At 69.7% G+C, this 15,895-nt stretch carries 16 protein-coding genes and 3 tRNA genes; 10 read left to right on the top strand and 9 right to left on the bottom strand.

Annotated elements, in window-relative coordinates:
• Nucleotides 1-143: 143 nt before the first annotated feature.
• From H7694_RS01235 to H7694_RS01245, 3 genes are all read right to left on the bottom strand, one after another.
• Nucleotides 144-1,064, bottom strand: coding sequence for an NADP-dependent oxidoreductase (locus H7694_RS01235; RefSeq protein WP_193597784.1), 921 nt, complete (start codon nucleotides 1,062-1,064; stop codon nucleotides 144-146).
• Between the two features lie 167 nt (nucleotides 1,065-1,231).
• Nucleotides 1,232-2,731 carry a deoxyguanosinetriphosphate triphosphohydrolase family protein gene (locus H7694_RS01240; RefSeq protein WP_193597785.1) on the bottom strand — a complete coding sequence of 500 codons (1,500 nt, stop codon included), beginning with the start codon at nucleotides 2,729-2,731 and terminating at the stop codon, nucleotides 1,232-1,234.
• Between the two features lie 64 nt (nucleotides 2,732-2,795).
• Nucleotides 2,796-4,178, bottom strand: a complete 1,383-nt coding sequence (locus H7694_RS01245) for a DUF1524 domain-containing protein (protein WP_193597786.1) — start codon at nucleotides 4,176-4,178, stop codon at nucleotides 2,796-2,798.
• Between the two features lie 293 nt (nucleotides 4,179-4,471).
• Between H7694_RS01245 and H7694_RS01250 the strand changes: the two genes are divergently transcribed.
• Complete coding sequence (locus H7694_RS01250) at nucleotides 4,472-4,888, top strand: YkvA family protein (protein WP_193597787.1); 417 nt, start codon at nucleotides 4,472-4,474, stop codon at nucleotides 4,886-4,888.
• Between the two features lie 186 nt (nucleotides 4,889-5,074).
• Here the strand turns inward: H7694_RS01250 and H7694_RS01255 are convergent, their stop codons facing one another.
• Nucleotides 5,075-5,413, bottom strand: a complete 339-nt coding sequence (locus H7694_RS01255; protein ID WP_193597788.1) for a hypothetical protein — start codon at nucleotides 5,411-5,413, stop codon at nucleotides 5,075-5,077.
• A gap of 62 nt (nucleotides 5,414-5,475) precedes the next feature.
• Between H7694_RS01255 and H7694_RS01260 the strand changes: the two genes are divergently transcribed.
• Genes H7694_RS01260 through H7694_RS01270 form a run of 3 tightly spaced genes read left to right on the top strand, consistent with a single transcriptional unit; the run spans nucleotide 5,476 to nucleotide 6,808 of the window.
• Nucleotides 5,476-5,757, top strand: a complete 282-nt coding sequence (locus H7694_RS01260; protein ID WP_193597789.1) for a DUF1778 domain-containing protein — start codon at nucleotides 5,476-5,478, stop codon at nucleotides 5,755-5,757.
• Nucleotides 5,750-6,250 carry a GNAT family N-acetyltransferase gene (locus tag H7694_RS01265; protein WP_193597790.1) on the top strand — a complete coding sequence of 167 codons (501 nt, stop codon included), beginning with the start codon at nucleotides 5,750-5,752 and terminating at the stop codon, nucleotides 6,248-6,250. Before H7694_RS01260 ends, H7694_RS01265 begins: the two co-directional genes overlap by 8 nt.
• A 36-nt stretch (nucleotides 6,251-6,286) precedes the next feature.
• Nucleotides 6,287-6,808, top strand: coding sequence for a DUF1643 domain-containing protein (locus H7694_RS01270; RefSeq protein ID WP_193597791.1), 522 nt, complete (start codon nucleotides 6,287-6,289; stop codon nucleotides 6,806-6,808).
• Nucleotides 6,809-7,081: 273 nt separating this feature from the next.
• On the opposite strand, the gene H7694_RS01275 is transcribed toward H7694_RS01270, so the two are convergent.
• From H7694_RS01275 to H7694_RS01285, 3 genes are all read right to left on the bottom strand, one after another.
• Nucleotides 7,082-7,154 (bottom strand) — tRNA-Phe (locus H7694_RS01275).
• Between the two features lie 63 nt (nucleotides 7,155-7,217).
• A tRNA-Asp gene (locus tag H7694_RS01280) sits at nucleotides 7,218-7,291 on the bottom strand.
• Between the two features lie 27 nt (nucleotides 7,292-7,318).
• Nucleotides 7,319-7,391 (bottom strand) — tRNA-Glu (locus tag H7694_RS01285).
• A gap of 229 nt (nucleotides 7,392-7,620) precedes the next feature.
• Here H7694_RS01285 and H7694_RS01290 point away from each other — a divergent pair.
• A complete protein-coding gene (locus H7694_RS01290; protein ID WP_227468224.1) occupies nucleotides 7,621-9,003 on the top strand; it encodes a M23 family metallopeptidase in 1,383 nt (460 codons plus the stop codon).
• Between the two features lie 120 nt (nucleotides 9,004-9,123).
• On the opposite strand, the gene ppa is transcribed toward H7694_RS01290, so the two are convergent.
• A complete protein-coding gene (gene ppa / locus H7694_RS01295) occupies nucleotides 9,124-9,615 on the bottom strand; it encodes an inorganic diphosphatase (RefSeq protein WP_193597792.1) in 492 nt (163 codons plus the stop codon).
• 165 nt (nucleotides 9,616-9,780) lie between these two features.
• Between ppa and tilS the strand changes: the two genes are divergently transcribed.
• Nucleotides 9,781-10,773: a tRNA lysidine(34) synthetase TilS gene (gene tilS, locus H7694_RS01300; RefSeq protein ID WP_193597793.1), complete on the top strand. Its 993-nt coding sequence runs from the start codon at nucleotides 9,781-9,783 to the stop codon at nucleotides 10,771-10,773.
• A 101-nt stretch (nucleotides 10,774-10,874) separates the two neighbouring features.
• On the opposite strand, the gene H7694_RS01305 is transcribed toward tilS, so the two are convergent.
• On the bottom strand, nucleotides 10,875-11,471 hold the full coding sequence (locus tag H7694_RS01305; RefSeq protein ID WP_193597794.1) for a DUF937 domain-containing protein: 597 nt from the start codon (nucleotides 11,469-11,471) through the stop codon (nucleotides 10,875-10,877).
• A 265-nt stretch (nucleotides 11,472-11,736) separates the two neighbouring features.
• Between H7694_RS01305 and hpt the strand changes: the two genes are divergently transcribed.
• From hpt to folP, 4 genes are all read left to right on the top strand, one after another.
• Nucleotides 11,737-12,288: a hypoxanthine phosphoribosyltransferase gene (gene hpt / locus H7694_RS01310; protein WP_193597795.1), complete on the top strand. Its 552-nt coding sequence runs from the start codon at nucleotides 11,737-11,739 to the stop codon at nucleotides 12,286-12,288.
• Nucleotides 12,289-12,462: 174 nt separating this feature from the next.
• Nucleotides 12,463-14,466, top strand: coding sequence for an ATP-dependent zinc metalloprotease FtsH (gene ftsH / locus H7694_RS01315; RefSeq protein WP_193597796.1), 2,004 nt, complete (start codon nucleotides 12,463-12,465; stop codon nucleotides 14,464-14,466).
• A 1-nt stretch (nucleotide 14,467) separates the two neighbouring features.
• Nucleotides 14,468-15,088, top strand: coding sequence for a GTP cyclohydrolase I (folE, locus tag H7694_RS01320; protein WP_193597797.1), 621 nt, complete (start codon nucleotides 14,468-14,470; stop codon nucleotides 15,086-15,088).
• Nucleotides 15,085-15,894, top strand: a complete 810-nt coding sequence (gene folP / locus H7694_RS01325; RefSeq protein WP_193597798.1) for a dihydropteroate synthase — start codon at nucleotides 15,085-15,087, stop codon at nucleotides 15,892-15,894. The genes folE and folP overlap by 4 nt, the downstream gene beginning before the upstream one ends.
• Nucleotide 15,895: the final 1 nt, after the last annotated feature.

Below are 15,895 nucleotides of genomic sequence, written 5' to 3' on the forward strand. Positions count from 1 at the left end.
TGATCGTGAACGCCTCCCCGCTGCTCACAGTGTGCGCCATGATCACCCCGCTTGTCGCGGGATTGACTCGGTCAGCCGAGGTCTGGTAGCCGGATGCCGCGAAGCGCGCCCGAGACCGTCAGGGGACGATGCGGCCAAGACCGTCAGGGGACGATGACGAGCTTGCCGCGGGTGTGGCCCGACGCGCTCGCGCGGAACGCATCCGCCACCCGGTCGAGGGGGAACGCCTCGGCGACCTCGACGTGCAGCCTGCCCTCGTCGGCGAGCGACGCGAGCCGGGCGGTCTCGGCGCCGTCGGGGCGCACCCAGATATACCGCCCGCCGTGGGCTGCGGCGGACGAGTCCGCGACCGACACGTGCACACCGTCGGGCTCGAGCACGTCGATCGTGTCGCGCATCATGCCGCCGGCGAAGTCGGCGACGGCGTCGACCGGGCCGTCCACGAGGGCACGGACCCGGTCGGCCAGCCCCTCGCCGTAGGTGATCGGATGCGCGCCGAGGCCGCGCAGGTAGTCGTGGTTCCGCTCGGATGCCGTGCCGATGACCCGTGCGCCGCGGGCGATCGCGATCTGCACGGCCAGGCTGCCGACTCCGCCGGAGGCGCCGTGGATCAGCACCGTGCGGGCGTGCAGCTCGCCGAGCGCGTCGATGCACCGCAGCGCGGTGCCGCCGGCGAGGGGAAGGCCGCCCGCCTGCTCCCAGGTGAGGGATGCCGGCTTGCGGGCCACCGCCTGCACGGGCACGGCGACCCGTTCGGCGAAGGTGCCCGCGCCCACGACATCCTTGCGCGCGTAGGCCATGACCTCGTCGCCGACCTGGAACTCCGGGGTGTCGGCGCCGGTGGCGATCACGACGCCCGCGACATCCCAGCCCGGGATCACCGGGAACTGGGTCGGCAGGATCGCGTCGAGATACCCGGCCATGACCTTCCAGTCCACCGGATTCACCCCGGCGGCCTTCACCTCGATGAGCACGGATCCCGGCGCCACCTTGGGCTCGGGCACCTCGCGCAGCTGCAGGTCGTCGAAATCCTTGGTGAACCGGTCGTAGACGACAGCGCGCATGACTTCCTCCTGGCTCGGTGAGAGTGCTCCTACTCTCCCACGCCCGCCCTGCGCCCCGGCCGATCCGTTCCGTTCCGTTCCCCGCGAGACTTCACTTCCAGCATGAGACAGACGTTCAGCAGCGAAGTCTCGTGCTGGAAGGCAAGTCTCGCGAGCCGGATGCCGCGCTACAGTCCCTGCCCCGCCTCCCACAGCCGCTCGGTGCGGCCGGCGAGCATGGCGTCGAGCGAGGTGGCCTGCGCGTCGGTGAGCGAGGCGACGTAGTCGATGATGCCGCGTCCGCGCGCGAGGGCCGCGACATCGGCATCCGCCCGCGCCTCGATGAGCTCGGGGGAGTCCTTGCGCAGCCGGTGGTAGTCGTCGGTCGCCAGCTCGACGAGGTCGATGAGCCGGCGCGGAGCGCGGCGGGCGTCGCGCGGGTCGTCGAGCCACGCGGCGAACCCGTCGACCAGTCGCTCGAGCACACTGGCCTGCCCCCGCTGGTACACGGTGAGGTCGGGGCGCTCGAGGATGAACCGCTCGTGCAGGAACTTCAGCACCGCGACCTCGTGCCACGCCTGACGGCTCAGGCTCACGTGCCCGGATCGGATGTCGGGATGCCGGTGCACCTCGACCGACGACTGCAGCCGCGCGATCCAGGCGCTGGTGAACCTGGCCAGCGACCGCTCGCTGGCCAGCGACCCGTCGAAAGGCTCGGCGACGAGCCCGTCGATCACCTCCGTCGACACCTTCGCGACGGCGTCGCTGAAGGCATCCGCATCCGCCATCCAGCCGTCACGATTCTGCAACCGCCGCCAGAGCAGCTCGAGCGAGTGACCGGGCGTGCGGGTGTCGGCGGCCAGCATCTCGGCATCGGCGGCGCGCAGCTGCACGAGGTCGCGCCGCCACGAGCGGAACTCCGCCGACAGCGTCGCCGGGTTCAGCAGCCCGGCGCGGTAGAAGTCGTCGAGGTCGTGCAGCGAGTACGCGATGTCGTCGGAGATGTCCATGATCGAGCACTCAACGGTCTGCTGGCCGCGCTCGATCAGCGGGTAGGGCGAGAGGGCCTGCACGGCATCCTGCTCGTCGATCGCGTAGAAGTTGAACTTGCTCGCGCCGCCGCGGCGCGGCCCGCCCTCGCCGCGTCGCCACGGATACTTCAGCACTGCGGCGCGCACCGCGGCGGTGAGGTTCAGGCCGACGGCAGGGCGGTCGTGCTCGTCGAGGCGGGTGAGGATGCGGTAGGTCTGCGCGTTGCCCTCGAAGCCCTCGCTGAGCCCGAACCGGGCGCGCGCGAGCCGGTCGAGGGTCTGCTCGCCGAGATGCCCGAACGGCGGGTGCCCGAGGTCGTGCGCGGCGGCCGCCGCCTGCACGACGACCGGATGCGCACCGCCCAGCTCGGTGACGATGCGGTTCGCCTCGTCGGTGCGGGTGGACAGGTGCGTCGCGATCGCCCGGGCGACGGCGGCGACCTTGATGGAGTGGGTGAGCCGGTTGTGCACGGCGAGGCCTGCGCCGGCCTGCGAGATCACCTGGGTGACGGCCGAGAGCCGCGAGTAGAACGGCGAGAACCGGATGCGCTCGACGTCGACCCGGAACTGCGGATGCCCCTCCGCACGCTGGAACTCGTCGAGTGTCTCGGGCAGGCGTCGCGCCTGACGCGGGTCGGTCGTCGTGTGCTCGGGCATGACAGTCAGTGTGGCACGGAGGGTGGCCGGCGGCGGACGGGTGACACGGCGGCCGGAAGGCTGGCTACTCGCAGCCCACGCCGTCGCCGTCGCGGTCGAGCTTGGTCGAGTACCCCGGATCGCCGAGTCGGATGGGGGCGGCGCCGGCGTCGCGCACGGCGGTGCAGTTCGCGTAGGTGACCGTCGTCGGGGGAGCGGGCGCCGGGGCCGGCGCGGGTGCCGCCGTGGTCGGCGCGGGCGCCGGGGCGAAGGGCACCGGTGTCGGAGTGGGTGCGGGGGTCGTCGTCGCCACCGGTGCCGGTGTCGTCACAGGAGCCGGTTCGAGTGTCGTGTCGACGGCGGGTGCGCTCGGCGTGTGACCCGACACCGGGGCGGTCTGGTCGGGGCATCCGTCGAGGATGCGGGCGATCGCATCGTGCTCGGCCTGCGTCACCCACAGGGAGTACGCGGCCTTCACCGCGACCTGCCGGGCCACGTACTCGCAGCGGAACGCACGATTCTTCGGCAGCCAGGTCGCGGCATCGCCGTCGCCCTTCTGCGCGTTGGCCGTTCCGTCGACGGCGAGCAGGTTGAGCGGATCGTTCGCGAAGGCGGCGCGCTGATCGGCGGTCAGGGCCTGGGCGCCCTTCTGCCAGGCGTCGCTGAGTGCGACGACGTGGTCGATCTGCACCAGCTCGGATGTGCCCTGGCCGCGGACGAAGTCGATCGTGGTCGCGGTGTACGGGTCGGCGAGCGTTCCGGTGAGCACCTTGCAGCGGCCCTCGCGGGTGATGCCGGTGAGCTGGGCGGCGAGGATGTCGTTGCGGGTGTCGCAGCCGTTGCGGTCGACGTCGAGCCAGCGCTGACCGAACTGGTCGCGGGAGTATCCGGTCTTCGCGGCGCGGCCCTTGACCGGCAGGGTCGCCAGCAGCTGCCGGGCGGAGCCGGCGGACGCGTCGTCGGCCACGGCATCCGGTTCGTCATCGGCGACGGATGCCGTCGGCGTCGGGCTCGGCGTCGCGATCGCGGCGGGCGGCACGGTGGCGACCGGGTCGTCGCCCTGCTGGCCGAGCACCACGGAGCTGAGGCTCCCGGTGACGAGGAACCCCACCGCCGAGATCACGGTGACGACGGTCGCGGTACCGCGGGTGCGGAACCGCAGCCAGGTCGGCGTGCTCTTCGCGAGGGCCACGATGCCGGTGATCAGCACGGCGAGGAACAGCGGCGCGAGGATGGGCGAGAGCAGGATGCCGGCCGCGAGGGCGATGACGGCGAGCACCACCCAGGCCCAGAGCGGGAGCCCGCGGCGGGGCGCGGTCGTCGCGATGAGTGCCGGCTGCGGCGGTGGCGCGAGGGGCGCCGCGGACGGCGGAGGCAGCACGTGTCCCGTCCAGGCGGCGCCGTCCCACCACCGGGTGAGACCGGGGTCGGTCGGATCGGGGTACCAGCCTGCCGCGGGCGTGCTCATCTTCCACACTGCCGATCCGCCGTCGCGATGCGCCTGTGTGGCGCGCTCGCAAACGGCATTCCTGCGCCCACCGCGCATGCCGACGAGTCCGGGCGGTCGGGAGCCGCCCGGCACCTACCCCCTCAGGCAGATGCGTTCATCATAGGGCGGCGGCAGCGGCATCCGTCGGCACGGCACGGTACCCGGTGGCGGGGCCCCGGCGGCGTCGTTCAGCATCCCGCGCTATCGTCGTGACGCGGCCGGCGCACGATGCGGCGTCGCTCGCGAGATGACGTCGGGAAGGCGGAGAGCGGATGCCGGAGTGGGGCTGGACCGTGATCGGCGTCGTCGCCGGCTTCGTCGTGCTGTGGCTCGGGCTGATCGTCGTGCTGTGGGTGCAGCAGCGCCGTGCCGGGCGCGACGTCGACTGGCGCAGCCTCGCCCGGCTCGTGCCGGACGTGATCCGGCTGATCCGGCGGCTCGCCGCCGATCCCACCGTGCCGCGCGCAACGCGCTGGTGGCTGGCCGGGCTCCTCGTCTACCTGCTGCTGCCGATCGATCTCGTGCCCGACTTCCTGCCCGTGATCGGCTACGCCGACGACGCGATCGTCACGGCGCTTGCGATCCGGTACGCGGTGCGCCACGCCGGTCGTGAGGCGGTCGTCCGTCACTGGCCGGGGACTCCGGAGGGTCTCGAGAGCGTGATGGCGTTGGCGCGGATTAACACGTGAGCCTGGCTCGTTATACCGTCCGGAAGGCTGCCAGGCTCCGAGGGTTACTGCCCGCCGTGTAGCCATGCTATGTCCGGCAAGCGTTCCGCGGGCGTCTCGTTCCGCTCGTTCAACGACAGGGGAGAGGATGCGCTTCCCTCGCTCGACGCCCTTATCTGGGTGGCCTCCCGAGCGCCGACTGGCCGGTCATCCCTCGGGTGGCTCCCAACGGGCGTCCTCGCATGCATCGCGTATCTCCCGCGATAGCTCGTGGAAAGAGCCCTGCTCACCACGCTCGATAGCAGAGATGAAGCGCTTGGTAGAAGCCTCGATGGCACTGTCGTCGAACACGCCTGTGAGGTCTCTACGGATTTTCCGAGCGTACGCGTCGGCCCGCTCGAGACTACCGTCGCCTTCTGCCTGCCAAAGCGAGGTTGTATTGCACGCGGAGACTTCGGGGTCAGTGAGGTCCGGCGACGGTGCGCAGCCGGTCAGAAGCAGCGCAGCCTCTATGAGCGGTACGGCGGGCTTCCTCACGGTAGTCATGCGAGGAATTTACCGTCGAAGCGGAGTCTCGGCGTACGGAGGATCGCCGTACACTAGGGTGTATGACCTCATCGACTCAACGGAAAGACGCGCGCATGGAGCTTCGTGTCACGGCAGACCAGAAGCAGGTGATTGAAGAAGCTGCCGCTATCGAGGGGCGCACGGTCACGGACTTCTCGGCGACCACCCTGGTCGAGCGTGCCCAGGACGTGATCCTCCGCGAACGCCAGCTTCGCGTCGAGGCTGAGCAGTTCGACGCCTTCACCGCTCTGATGGATCAGCCAGCCCGGAGTATCGACTGCCTGCGCGATCTGATGAACCGCAAGACCGTCTTCGTTGACTGAGTTCCTGACGCCTCGCCCCATCGTGGCCGGCGACATCGTCTCGGAGTTCCGCTGCGGCGAAGAGAGTCTGGAGGTCTGGCTTCGCGGCCGCGCGCGCAGCAACGAGCGCTCCGGTGCGTCGCGCACCATGGTCAGCGTCACTCGAGACGGACGAGTCGCCGGCTACTACTGTCTGTCGGCGAGCTCGCTCGTGCGCGAGGAAGGTCCTCCTGCGCTGGCTGCCGGAATGCCTTCTTCGATTCCGGTCGTCCTACTCGGTCGTCTGGCTGTGGACAACGCGTTCCAGGCGCAGGGTCTCGGGTACTCGCTGCTGCAGCACGCGACCGCCCGCGCCCTTGAAGCAGCCGAGACGATCGGCATCCACGCCATGCTCGTGCATGCCATCAACGACGACGTGGTCCCGTTCTACGAGCGCTTCGGCTTCACGGCGTTTCCTGATCAGCAGCGCACGCTCTACCTGCTGACGAAGGACGCCAGAGCCACGCTCGCGTAGAGTTCGAACGCGCCGCACTGAATAGGAAGCCGAGGCATGACGGAGCAATGGATCTATGAGCACGCCGCGGACGGCTCTGCGCGCTTCGTCCTTGGCGCCGTCGGCAAGAATCCCCTGGTCTGCTTCGGGATCAACCCGAGCACCGCGGTGCCCGCAGCTCCCGATCGCACCGTCGCCCGGGTGACGCGCTTCGCCGCCGACAACGGCTACGACAGCTGGACGATGCTCAACGTCTACCCGCAGATCTCGACCGATCCGAAGGGCCTGCACCTTGAGCACGACGTCGAGCTGAAGGCCGAGAACGAGCGCCACATCGCGCGTATGACCGCGGGCCGACCGACGCTCCTGGCAGCTTGGGGCGGACTGGTGACGTCGCGCCCCTACCTCTGGTCTCTACTCACTGACATCCTGAAGATCACGACGGCCGCTGGCGCCCAGTGGGTATCCCTCGGTGCACCGACCAAGGACGGGCATCCGCGACATCCGCTCTACGTCCGTGCCGACACGCCGCTCGTGCCGTTCGACATCGAGGGCTACCTCGCCCTGTCGCAGGCGTGATGGGTCAGCAACCCGTGGAACTCGAGATCACCAGCATGCCGCGTGAGACGCTCGTGTGGGCACACTCTGCCGAGCTGCTCCTGGTACGCAGCCACGTGCTCTAACTGCTCATTTGGTCTCACTTCGCTCGCTCAACGACCGGGGCGAGAGCGGCCCTTCGACAGGCTCAGGGCCCCAAAGGAGTGGTTCTCAACAGGCACCAGGGCAAAGCAAAACCCCCGCCATGTAGAAGCTAGGCGAGGGTTTCTGGGACCGTTGTAACGACGGTCCTTGTGGCTCCGACCGGCATCGATCCGGTGACCTTTCGATTTTCAGTCGAACGCTCTACCAACTGAGCTACAGAGCCGCACGGCACATCTGCCGCGTCCTAGACGAAGAGCCTCCTCGAAAGAAGGCTCATCGCACGGAGCGACCCTGACGGGACTTGAACCCGCGACCTCCGCCGTGACAGGGCGGCACGCTAACCAACTGCGCTACAGGGCCATAACTTTTAAATTGTACCCGACCGAGTGACCCCAACGGGATTCGAACCCGTGCTACCGCCGTGAAAGGGCGGCGTCCTAGGCCGCTAAACGATGGGGCCGAAGTGAACCCTGGGGTTCCCTTGCCGACGCTCAAGCATAAGGGACGAGACGAGCAAAAACGAAATCGAGGGCGGGTCGACTTGGATCCCGGGCGTTTCGGGAGGACGATTGATGCGCCACCTGTACGCGGAGCATGCCTTCACCCGATCGCACGGTACAGCTGACATCTGTTGCGGATGTGACGAATGTTGTTAGTGTGGCAACTGTGAAACCGGCGGAAGGGGCCGTGTGAACGTGGACTTCAGGTCGGATGCGCGCGCAGCATCCGAGGATTGCGGGTGCGCTCCGACGCCCGCCGAGCAGCGCGCCCTCTGGCCTTCCTCGACGGTGACCCGCCGTGGTGCGATCGCCGTCGGTGCGTTCGGCGCCATCGCGCTGACCGCTCTCGGTCTCTCGGCCGGCACGCAGACGGCCTTCGCCGCCGACTATCCCAGCTGGGATGACGTGCAGCGCGCCAAGGCCAGCGAATCGGCCAAGGCCGCCGAGATCACCCGCATCGAGCAGCTCATCCAGAGCCTCACCCAGCGCGTGGCCGCCGCCGAGGCAGCCGCCAAGGTCGCCGGTGACGAGTTCTACGCCGCGCAGCAGGCGTACTTCGAGCAGGCCGAGCGCGCAGACGAACTGCAGCGCCAGGCCGACGAGCAGTCGAAGATCGCCGACGAGAGCTCGCGCAAAGCCGGGCAGGTCGCCACCCAGCTGTACCGCAGCGGCGGCGACCAGGCCGCACTCGAGCTGTTCCTCTCCGACTCCTCCTCGGGCGCCGACGACCTGCTCTCGCGCCTGGGCAGCATGGACAAGCTGCTCGAGTACAACCGCACGGTCGCCGACAAGGCTGCCGCGGCGCGCGACTCGGCGCAGGCGCTCAGCGACCAGGCCAAGACCGCTCGTGACGAGCGCGATCGCCTGCAGAAGGTCGCCGAAGAGAAGATGATCAAGGCGCAGGAGGCGGCGAACGCCGCACAGGCAGCCCTCGCCGAACGGCAGAACAACCTCACCACCCTCCAGGCTCAGCTCGCCGCACTCAAGGACAAGACGGCCGCCACGGTCGCCGCGTACCAGGAGGGCGAGCGCAAGCGCAAGGAGGAAGAGGAGCGTCGCCGGAAGGTCGAGGAAGAGCGTCGTCGCCGCGAGGCCGAAGAGGCCGCCAAGAACGCCCAGAACAACGGCGGCGGCGGTGGCGGCGGAGGCGGCGGCGGTGGATCCGGCGCATGGCGCCGTCCGCACGGCGGCCGCATCTCGTCGTACTACGGACCCCGCCCGGTCAGCTGCCAGAACGGCAGGTGCGGCTCGAGCGTGCACGGCGGCCTCGACTTCGCCAACGGATGCGGTGCCGCGATCTACGCTGCCGGCTCCGGCAGGGTCGACGCCCGGTTCTACAACGGCGGCTACGGCAACTACGTCCGCATCCAGCACGGCGGCGGTATCGCCACCGGCTACGCGCACCTCTCCCGCTACGCGGTCTCGCACGGCCAGCACGTCAGCGCCGGCCAGGTCATCGGCTACGCGGGCAACACCGGCAACTCGCTCGGATGCCATCTGCACTTCGAGGTGTACCGCTACGGCGGCCGCATCAACCCGTACCCGTTCCTCGCGGACCGCGGCGCGCTCTAGCATCCGCCCGCGCCACGGCATCCGATCCGCGCCACGGCATCCGCCCCGCGCGCCCGCACCCCGCATACGACGAAGTCCCCGGCACGAGCCGGGGACTTCGTCGTATGCACGGGGGAGGGGTCAGTGGCCCTCGGCGCCGAACCGCTCGATGGCCTCGTCGAGGATGCGCTGCGCCTCGGCGGCGTCGCCCCACGCGTCGACCTTAACCCACTTGTTGGGCTCGAGGTCCTTGTAGTGCTCGAAGAAGTGCTCGATCTCCTTCTTCGTGTACTCGGGCAGGTCGGCGATGTCCTGGATGTGCGCCCAGCGCGGGTCCTTCGAGAGCACCGCGACGAGCTTGTCGTCGCCGCCGGCCTCGTCGCTCATCTTCAGCACCGCGACGGGGCGCACGTTGACGACGACGCCCGGGTAGATCGCGTGGTCGAGCAGCACGAGCACGTCCAGCGGGTCGCCGTCCTCGCCGAGCGTGTTGTCGAAGTATCCGTAGTCGGCCGGGTAGCCGAAGGTGGTGTACAGCACGCGGTCGAGGTGGACGCGACCGGTCTCGTGGTCGACCTCGTACTTCACGCGGCTGCCGCGCGGGATCTCGATGACGGCGTCGTGTGCGCCCATGTGCTGTTCTCCTCAGGGATGACGGTCGGATGCCGGGGACAAGCCTACTCGCGAGATCGGAAGTGCTCCTGGCAGGAAGGCAACGCTCGGGCGCTCACCGATCCAGCGGGGCGGTCCGAGTTGTGCATTCGGCATCCGATCGCGTCACGCGGCTAGCGTGGTGCTGTGCCCTCGCTCGACCCCGCCATCGCCGAAGTCCGCCTCGCCGTGCGCCAGGCGCTCGCCCCGTACGCCGGCGGACGCGTCGTCGTCGCCCTCTCCGGCGGCGCCGACTCCCTCGCCCTCACCGCCGCGACGGTCTTCGAAGCATCCAGGACGGCGACGGCGGTCACCGCCGTCATCGTCGACCACGGCCTCCAGAACGGATCGGATGCGGTCGCGCGGCGCGCCGCCGACCAGGCGCGTGCCCTCGGGGCCGACGCGCAGGTGCAGGCCGTGACGGTCGCCGCGCAGCATCAGGACGGTCCGGAAGCCGCCGCGCGCGAGGCCCGGTACGACGCCCTGCGCAGCGTCGCCGCCGGCGTCGGGGCCTCCGCCGTGCTGCTCGGCCACACCCTCGACGACCAGGCCGAGACGGTGCTGCTCGGCCTCGCCCGCGGTTCGGGGGCTGCGAGTCTGCAGGGGATGCCGCCGGTGCGCGAGGACGACGACGGGATGCGGTGGCTGCGCCCCCTGCTCGGAGTGCGGCGTGCCACGACCAGGGCGTGCTGTGCAGCATCCGATCTGGAGTTCTGGGACGATCCCCACAATCTCGACCCGCGCTACACCCGCGTGCGGGTGCGCGAGCGGGTGCTGCCGATGCTCGAGGATGAGCTCGGCCCCGGGATCGCGGAGGCGCTGGCGCGCACCGCCGAGCAGCTGCGCGAGGATGCCGAAGCCTTCGACGAGATGATCCACGAGACCATCGAAGACATCGTCGAGCACGCCGAGGCCGGCATCTCGGTGAGTGTCGCCGCGCTCGCCGCGAACCCCGCCGCGCTGCGCAACCGCATCATCCGCCTTGTCGTCGACAGCGAGTTCGGCGTCGGCCTCACCCGGCTGCAGACCCTCGAGGTGGCCCGGCTGGCGACCGACTGGTCGGGGCAGGGGCCCATCGACCTGCCCGGCTGCAGCGCGCGCCGCACCGGCGGGCGGATCGTCTTCACCGCCCGGGCCTGATCCCGGCGATTCGTCCGGAACGACGTAGCGCCCGGGACCGATCCGGCCCCGGGCGCTACGCGTAACGACTGCTTGCGGCCTGCTTGCGGTCTACTGGCGGTCTACCTGCGGCCGCCGAACAGGCCGCCCAGGATGTCTCCGATGCCGCCGCCCTGGCTGCCCTTGCCGCCGGTGCCGCCGCCGAGCAGGCCGCCGAGACCACCGAGGATGTCGCCCAGGCCGCCGCCCTGGCCGGCCTGGCCACCCGAGCCGCCGCCCAGCAGTCCGCCGAGCACGTCTCCGATGCCGCCGCCGGCCCCGCCGCCCTTGCCCTTGGTCACGTTGGCGATCAGGCCCATCACGATCGGTGCGAGGATCGGCAGCAGCTTGCCGAAGTCGATGCCGCCGGCGGTCTTCTCGGACTTGGTCAGGTTCTCGGCGACCTCATCCTTCTTGTCGCCGAACACGTGCTTGACGATCTTGTCGCCGTCGGCCTGATCCACCTCATCGACCTTCGAGGCGCCCGTGAAGCCGTCGTGGCGGTTCAGCGCCTGCTCGATCGCCGAGGAGCCCTCGTCGGTCTCGGCGTTCTTGGCGAGTCCGCCCAGAAGGGCCGCACTGCCCTCCTGCACCGCCTGACGGGCGACATCGGGGCTGACGCCGAACTTCTCGGCGATGTCGTCGACCGGCACCTGCTTGAGGATCTCGTCGAGGTTCATGTCTTCCTTCCCCGCGGACGGGCGCCCGCTTCACCGCTCACAGTAGTGCTGCGCCGGGCCGCATGGGGATCTCTCCCCATGTCGGCTCCGATCGAACCGTCCTATGGTCGAGAGCAGGAGGGTACTCCGACGGAACCGGCTGCCCCGGGGGGAGCGGTCCGGTCCACTGCCGTGGATGCCGAGCCCCGCCTGAACCGGATCACCGGGATCCCGGGCCCTGGCTGCGGCATCCACGGCGTTGCAGGCGGTCGCCTAAACTCGTTGCATGCGCGCAGCGGACATCTCAGAAGACCTCTCCCAGATCCTCGTCACCGAGGAGCAGATCCGCGCGAAGCTCGATGAGCTCGCCCTCCGCGTCGCCGCCGACTACGAGGGCAAGGACCTCATCCTCGTCGGCGTGCTCAAGGGCGCCGTCATGGTCATGGCCGACTTCGCCCGTGCCCTGCCGTTCCATGCCCCGATGGACTGGATGGCCGTGTCGAGCTACGGAGCGAGCACCAAGTCCAGCGGCGTCGTGCAGATCCGCAAGGACCTCGACACCGACCTGCACGGCAAGCACGTGCTCATCGTCGAGGACATCATCGACTCCGGCCTGACCTTGAGCTGGCTGCTCGAGAACTTCGAGTCCCGCGGCGCCGAGTCGATCGAGGTGCTGGCGCTGCTGCGCAAGCCAGAGGCGGCCAAGGTCGAGATCGACTGCAAGTACGTCGGCTTCGACATTCCCGTCGAGTTCGTCGTCGGCTACGGTCTCGACTACGCCGAGCGGTACCGCAACCTGCGCGACGTCGCCGTCCTGGCCCCGCACGTCTACTCCTGACCCCGCCCCTCCCGTCTATATGTCACGAAGTACCGGAATCGGATGCGGATTCCGGTACTTCGTGACATATAGACGCGGGAGGAGGCGCGGGGAGGGGGCAGGGGAGGGGCGGGGGTACGCCGTCGGTGAACGCACAGCGGGCCCCTCAGCACCGAGCGGTACGCTGAACGAATCATGGATGTCAAGAAGGTCTCCCGCAACCCGCTGATCTACGTGGCGCTGATCGGCGTGCTGCTGTTCGCCGGGTTCCTGCTGATCTCGAACCTGTCGGCGCCCAAGCAGATCACCGTGCAGCAGGGGCTCGAGCTGCTCGAGGGCGACACGGTCACCAAGGCCGTCAACACCGACGGCGATCAGCGCGTCGACCTCACTCTCTCCAAGCCCTTCGAGGGTTCTGAGAACGTCCAGTTCTACTACGTCGAGGCGCGCGGCGATCAGGTCGTCGAGGCCATCGACAAGGCCACCCCGAAGGACGGCTACAGCGACGTCGTGCCTCGCGCGACCTGGTTCGACGGCTTCATCTCGCTGCTGCTGCCGCTGGTGCTGCTGGGCCTGCTGTTCTGGTGGCTGCTCTCGTCGATGCAGGGCGGCGGCAGCAAGGTCATGCAGTTCGGCAAGTCGAAGGCGAAGCTCGTCAGCAAGGAGACCCCGACGGTCACCTTCGCCGACGTCGCCGGCGCCGACGAGGCCATCGAAGAGCTCCACGAGATCAAGGAGTTCCTGCAGGATCCGGCCAAGTTCCAGGCTATCGGCGCCCGCATCCCGAAGGGCGTGCTGCTGTACGGCCCTCCCGGCACCGGCAAGACCCTGCTCGCGCGCGCCGTCGCGGGCGAGGCGGGCGCGCCGTTCTACTCGATCTCGGGTTCCGACTTCGTCGAGATGTTCGTCGGTGTCGGCGCCTCCCGCGTGCGTGACCTGTTCACGCAGGCCAAGGAGAACGCCCCGGCCATCATCTTCATCGACGAGATCGATGCGGTCGGCCGTCACCGCGGCGCCGGCCTCGGCGGCGGCAACGACGAGCGCGAGCAGACGCTGAACCAGATGCTCGTCGAGATGGACGGCTTCGACCCGAACGCGAACGTCATCGTCATCGCGGCGACCAACCGCCCCGACATCCTCGACCCCGCGCTGCTGCGCCCCGGTCGCTTCGACCGCCAGATCGGCGTCGACGCCCCCGATCTGAAGGGCCGCCTGCACATCCTCGAGGTGCACTCCAAGGGCAAGCCGCTGTCGAAGTCGGTCGAGCTCGAGGTCGTCGCCCGCAAGACGCCTGGCTTCACCGGTGCCGACCTCGCCAACGTGCTCAACGAGGCCGCGCTGCTGACCGCCCGCTCCAACGCGCAGCTGATCGACAACCGCGCTCTCGACGAGGCCATCGACCGCGTGATCGCCGGCCCGCAGCGCCGCACCCGCGTCATGAAGGACCGCGAGAAGCTCATCACCGCGTACCACGAGGGCGGTCACGCCCTCGCCGCCGCGGCGATGAACCACACCGATCCGGTCACCAAGATCACGATCCTGCCCCGCGGCAAGGCGCTCGGCTACACCATGGTGATGCCGCTGGACGACAAGTACTCGGTCACCCGCAACGAGCTGCAGGACCAGCTCACCTACGCGATGGGCGGCCGTGTCGCCGAGGAGATCGTCTTCCACGACCCGACCACCGGCGCCTCGAACGACATCGAGAAAGCCACGAGCATCGCCCGCAAGATGGTCATCGAGTACGGCATGACCACGGAGATCGGGCCTGTCAAGCTCGGCACCGAGGGCGGCGAGATGTTCGTCGCGCGCGACATGAACCGCGGCCGCGACTACTCCGACAAGATCGCCGAGACCGTCGACGAGCAGGTGCGTGCGCTCATCGAGCAGGCCCACAACGAGGCCTACCAGGTGCTCAGCGAGAACCGCGACATCCTCGACCGTCTCGCCCTGGCGCTGCTCGAGCAGGAGACCCTGGACCACAACCAGATCGCCGAGATCTTCAGCGATGTGCGCAAGCTCCCTAATCGTCCGCAGTGGCTCTCCAGCGACGACCGGCCGGTCTCGACGCTGCCGCCCATCGACGTCCCCGTCCGCGACGTGGACGCCGTCGCCGCAAACGCGCCGGCCACCGAAGAGACCGCACGTCCCGCGGGCAAGAAGGCCGCGGGCGGGCAGGCCCGCCCGGCGACGGCCTGACGTGTCCGTCGACAGGGCGCGTGTCGAGCGGCTCACCCGTGAGCTGCTCGAGGCCATCGGCGAGGATCCCGACCGTCCGGGGCTGAAGCAGACCCCGGCGCGGATGGCGGAGTTGTACGCCGAGTTCTTCGGCGGACTCAGCGAAGACCCGGCATCCCACCTCGAGCGCACCATCAGCGTGTCACGCGGGCCCGCCCCCGACACGCTTCCGTCCGGTGCGGTGCTGCTGCGCGACATCCGGTTCCGCTCGGTCTGCGAGCATCATCTGCTGCCGTTCGCCGGGGTCGCGCACATCGCCTATCTGCCGGGCGAGCAGGTCGTCGGCCTCGGCGCCCTGGTCAAGGTCGTCGAGACCCTCGCGACCCGGCCGCAGGTGCAGGAGCGCCTCGGTGAGCAGATCGCCGACGTCATCGCCGAGAACCTCGATACGCGGGGCGTGCTCGTCGTGCTCGACGCCAAGCACGGCTGCGTGACCTTGCGCGGCGGGCGGCAGCCCGAATCCACCACGGTGACCATCGCCGCACGGGGCGAGTTCACCGATCCGATCGCGCGGGCCGAGCTGATCTCGCTGATCGGCTCGGGAGCCGTCGCACGCGCCCCACTCACGGAGCACACGGAATGACGCTCATCTGGGGCATCCTCAACATCACCCCCGACTCCTTCAGCGACGGCGGCCGCTACACCGACCCCGCCACGGCCATCGCCCACGCCCACGAGCTGCGTGCGCAGGGCGCGGCCATCATCGATGTCGGCGGCGAGTCGACCCGCCCCGGGTCGGTGCGGGTGGATCCGGCCGTCGAGCAGGCCCGCGTGGTGCCCATCATCGAGGCGCTGACGGATGCCGGCATCGCGACCTCCATCGACACGCTCAACGCGTCGACTGCGGTGGCGGCGGTGCGCGCCGGCACCCGGATCGTCAACGACGTGTCCGGTGGCCTCGCCGACGAGCGGATGCTGCCGGCGGTGGCCGAGCTCGACGCCGACATCGCGATCGGCCACTGGCGGGGGCCATCGGATGACATGTACGCCCGCGCGCAGTACGCACGGGCGGCCCGCGAAGTGGCATCCGAACTGCGCGATCGCGTGTCGGCCGCGGCGGTCGCGGGCATCGCACCCGACCGCATCATCGTCGACCCGGGCATCGGGTTCGCGAAGACGGCCGAGCAGAACTGGGAGGTGCTGCGCGGCACCGACGAGATCGCCGCGCTCGGCCACCGGGTGCTCATCGGCACCTCGCGCAAGCGGTTCCTCGTCGACGCGCTCGGCACCGCCGCCCCGGATGAGCAGCCGACGATCCCCCGTCGCGACCTGGCCACTGCGGTGACCAGCGCGCTCGCGGCGCGCGCCGGCGCGTGGGCCGTGCGAGTGCACGACGTGGCATCGACACGCGATGCGCTGGCGGTCGTCGGCGCCTGGGACGGAGCCTGAC

It is taken from the genome of Microbacterium sp. YJN-G, assembly GCF_015040615.1.
Classification (GTDB): Bacteria; Actinomycetota; Actinomycetes; order Actinomycetales; family Microbacteriaceae; genus Microbacterium.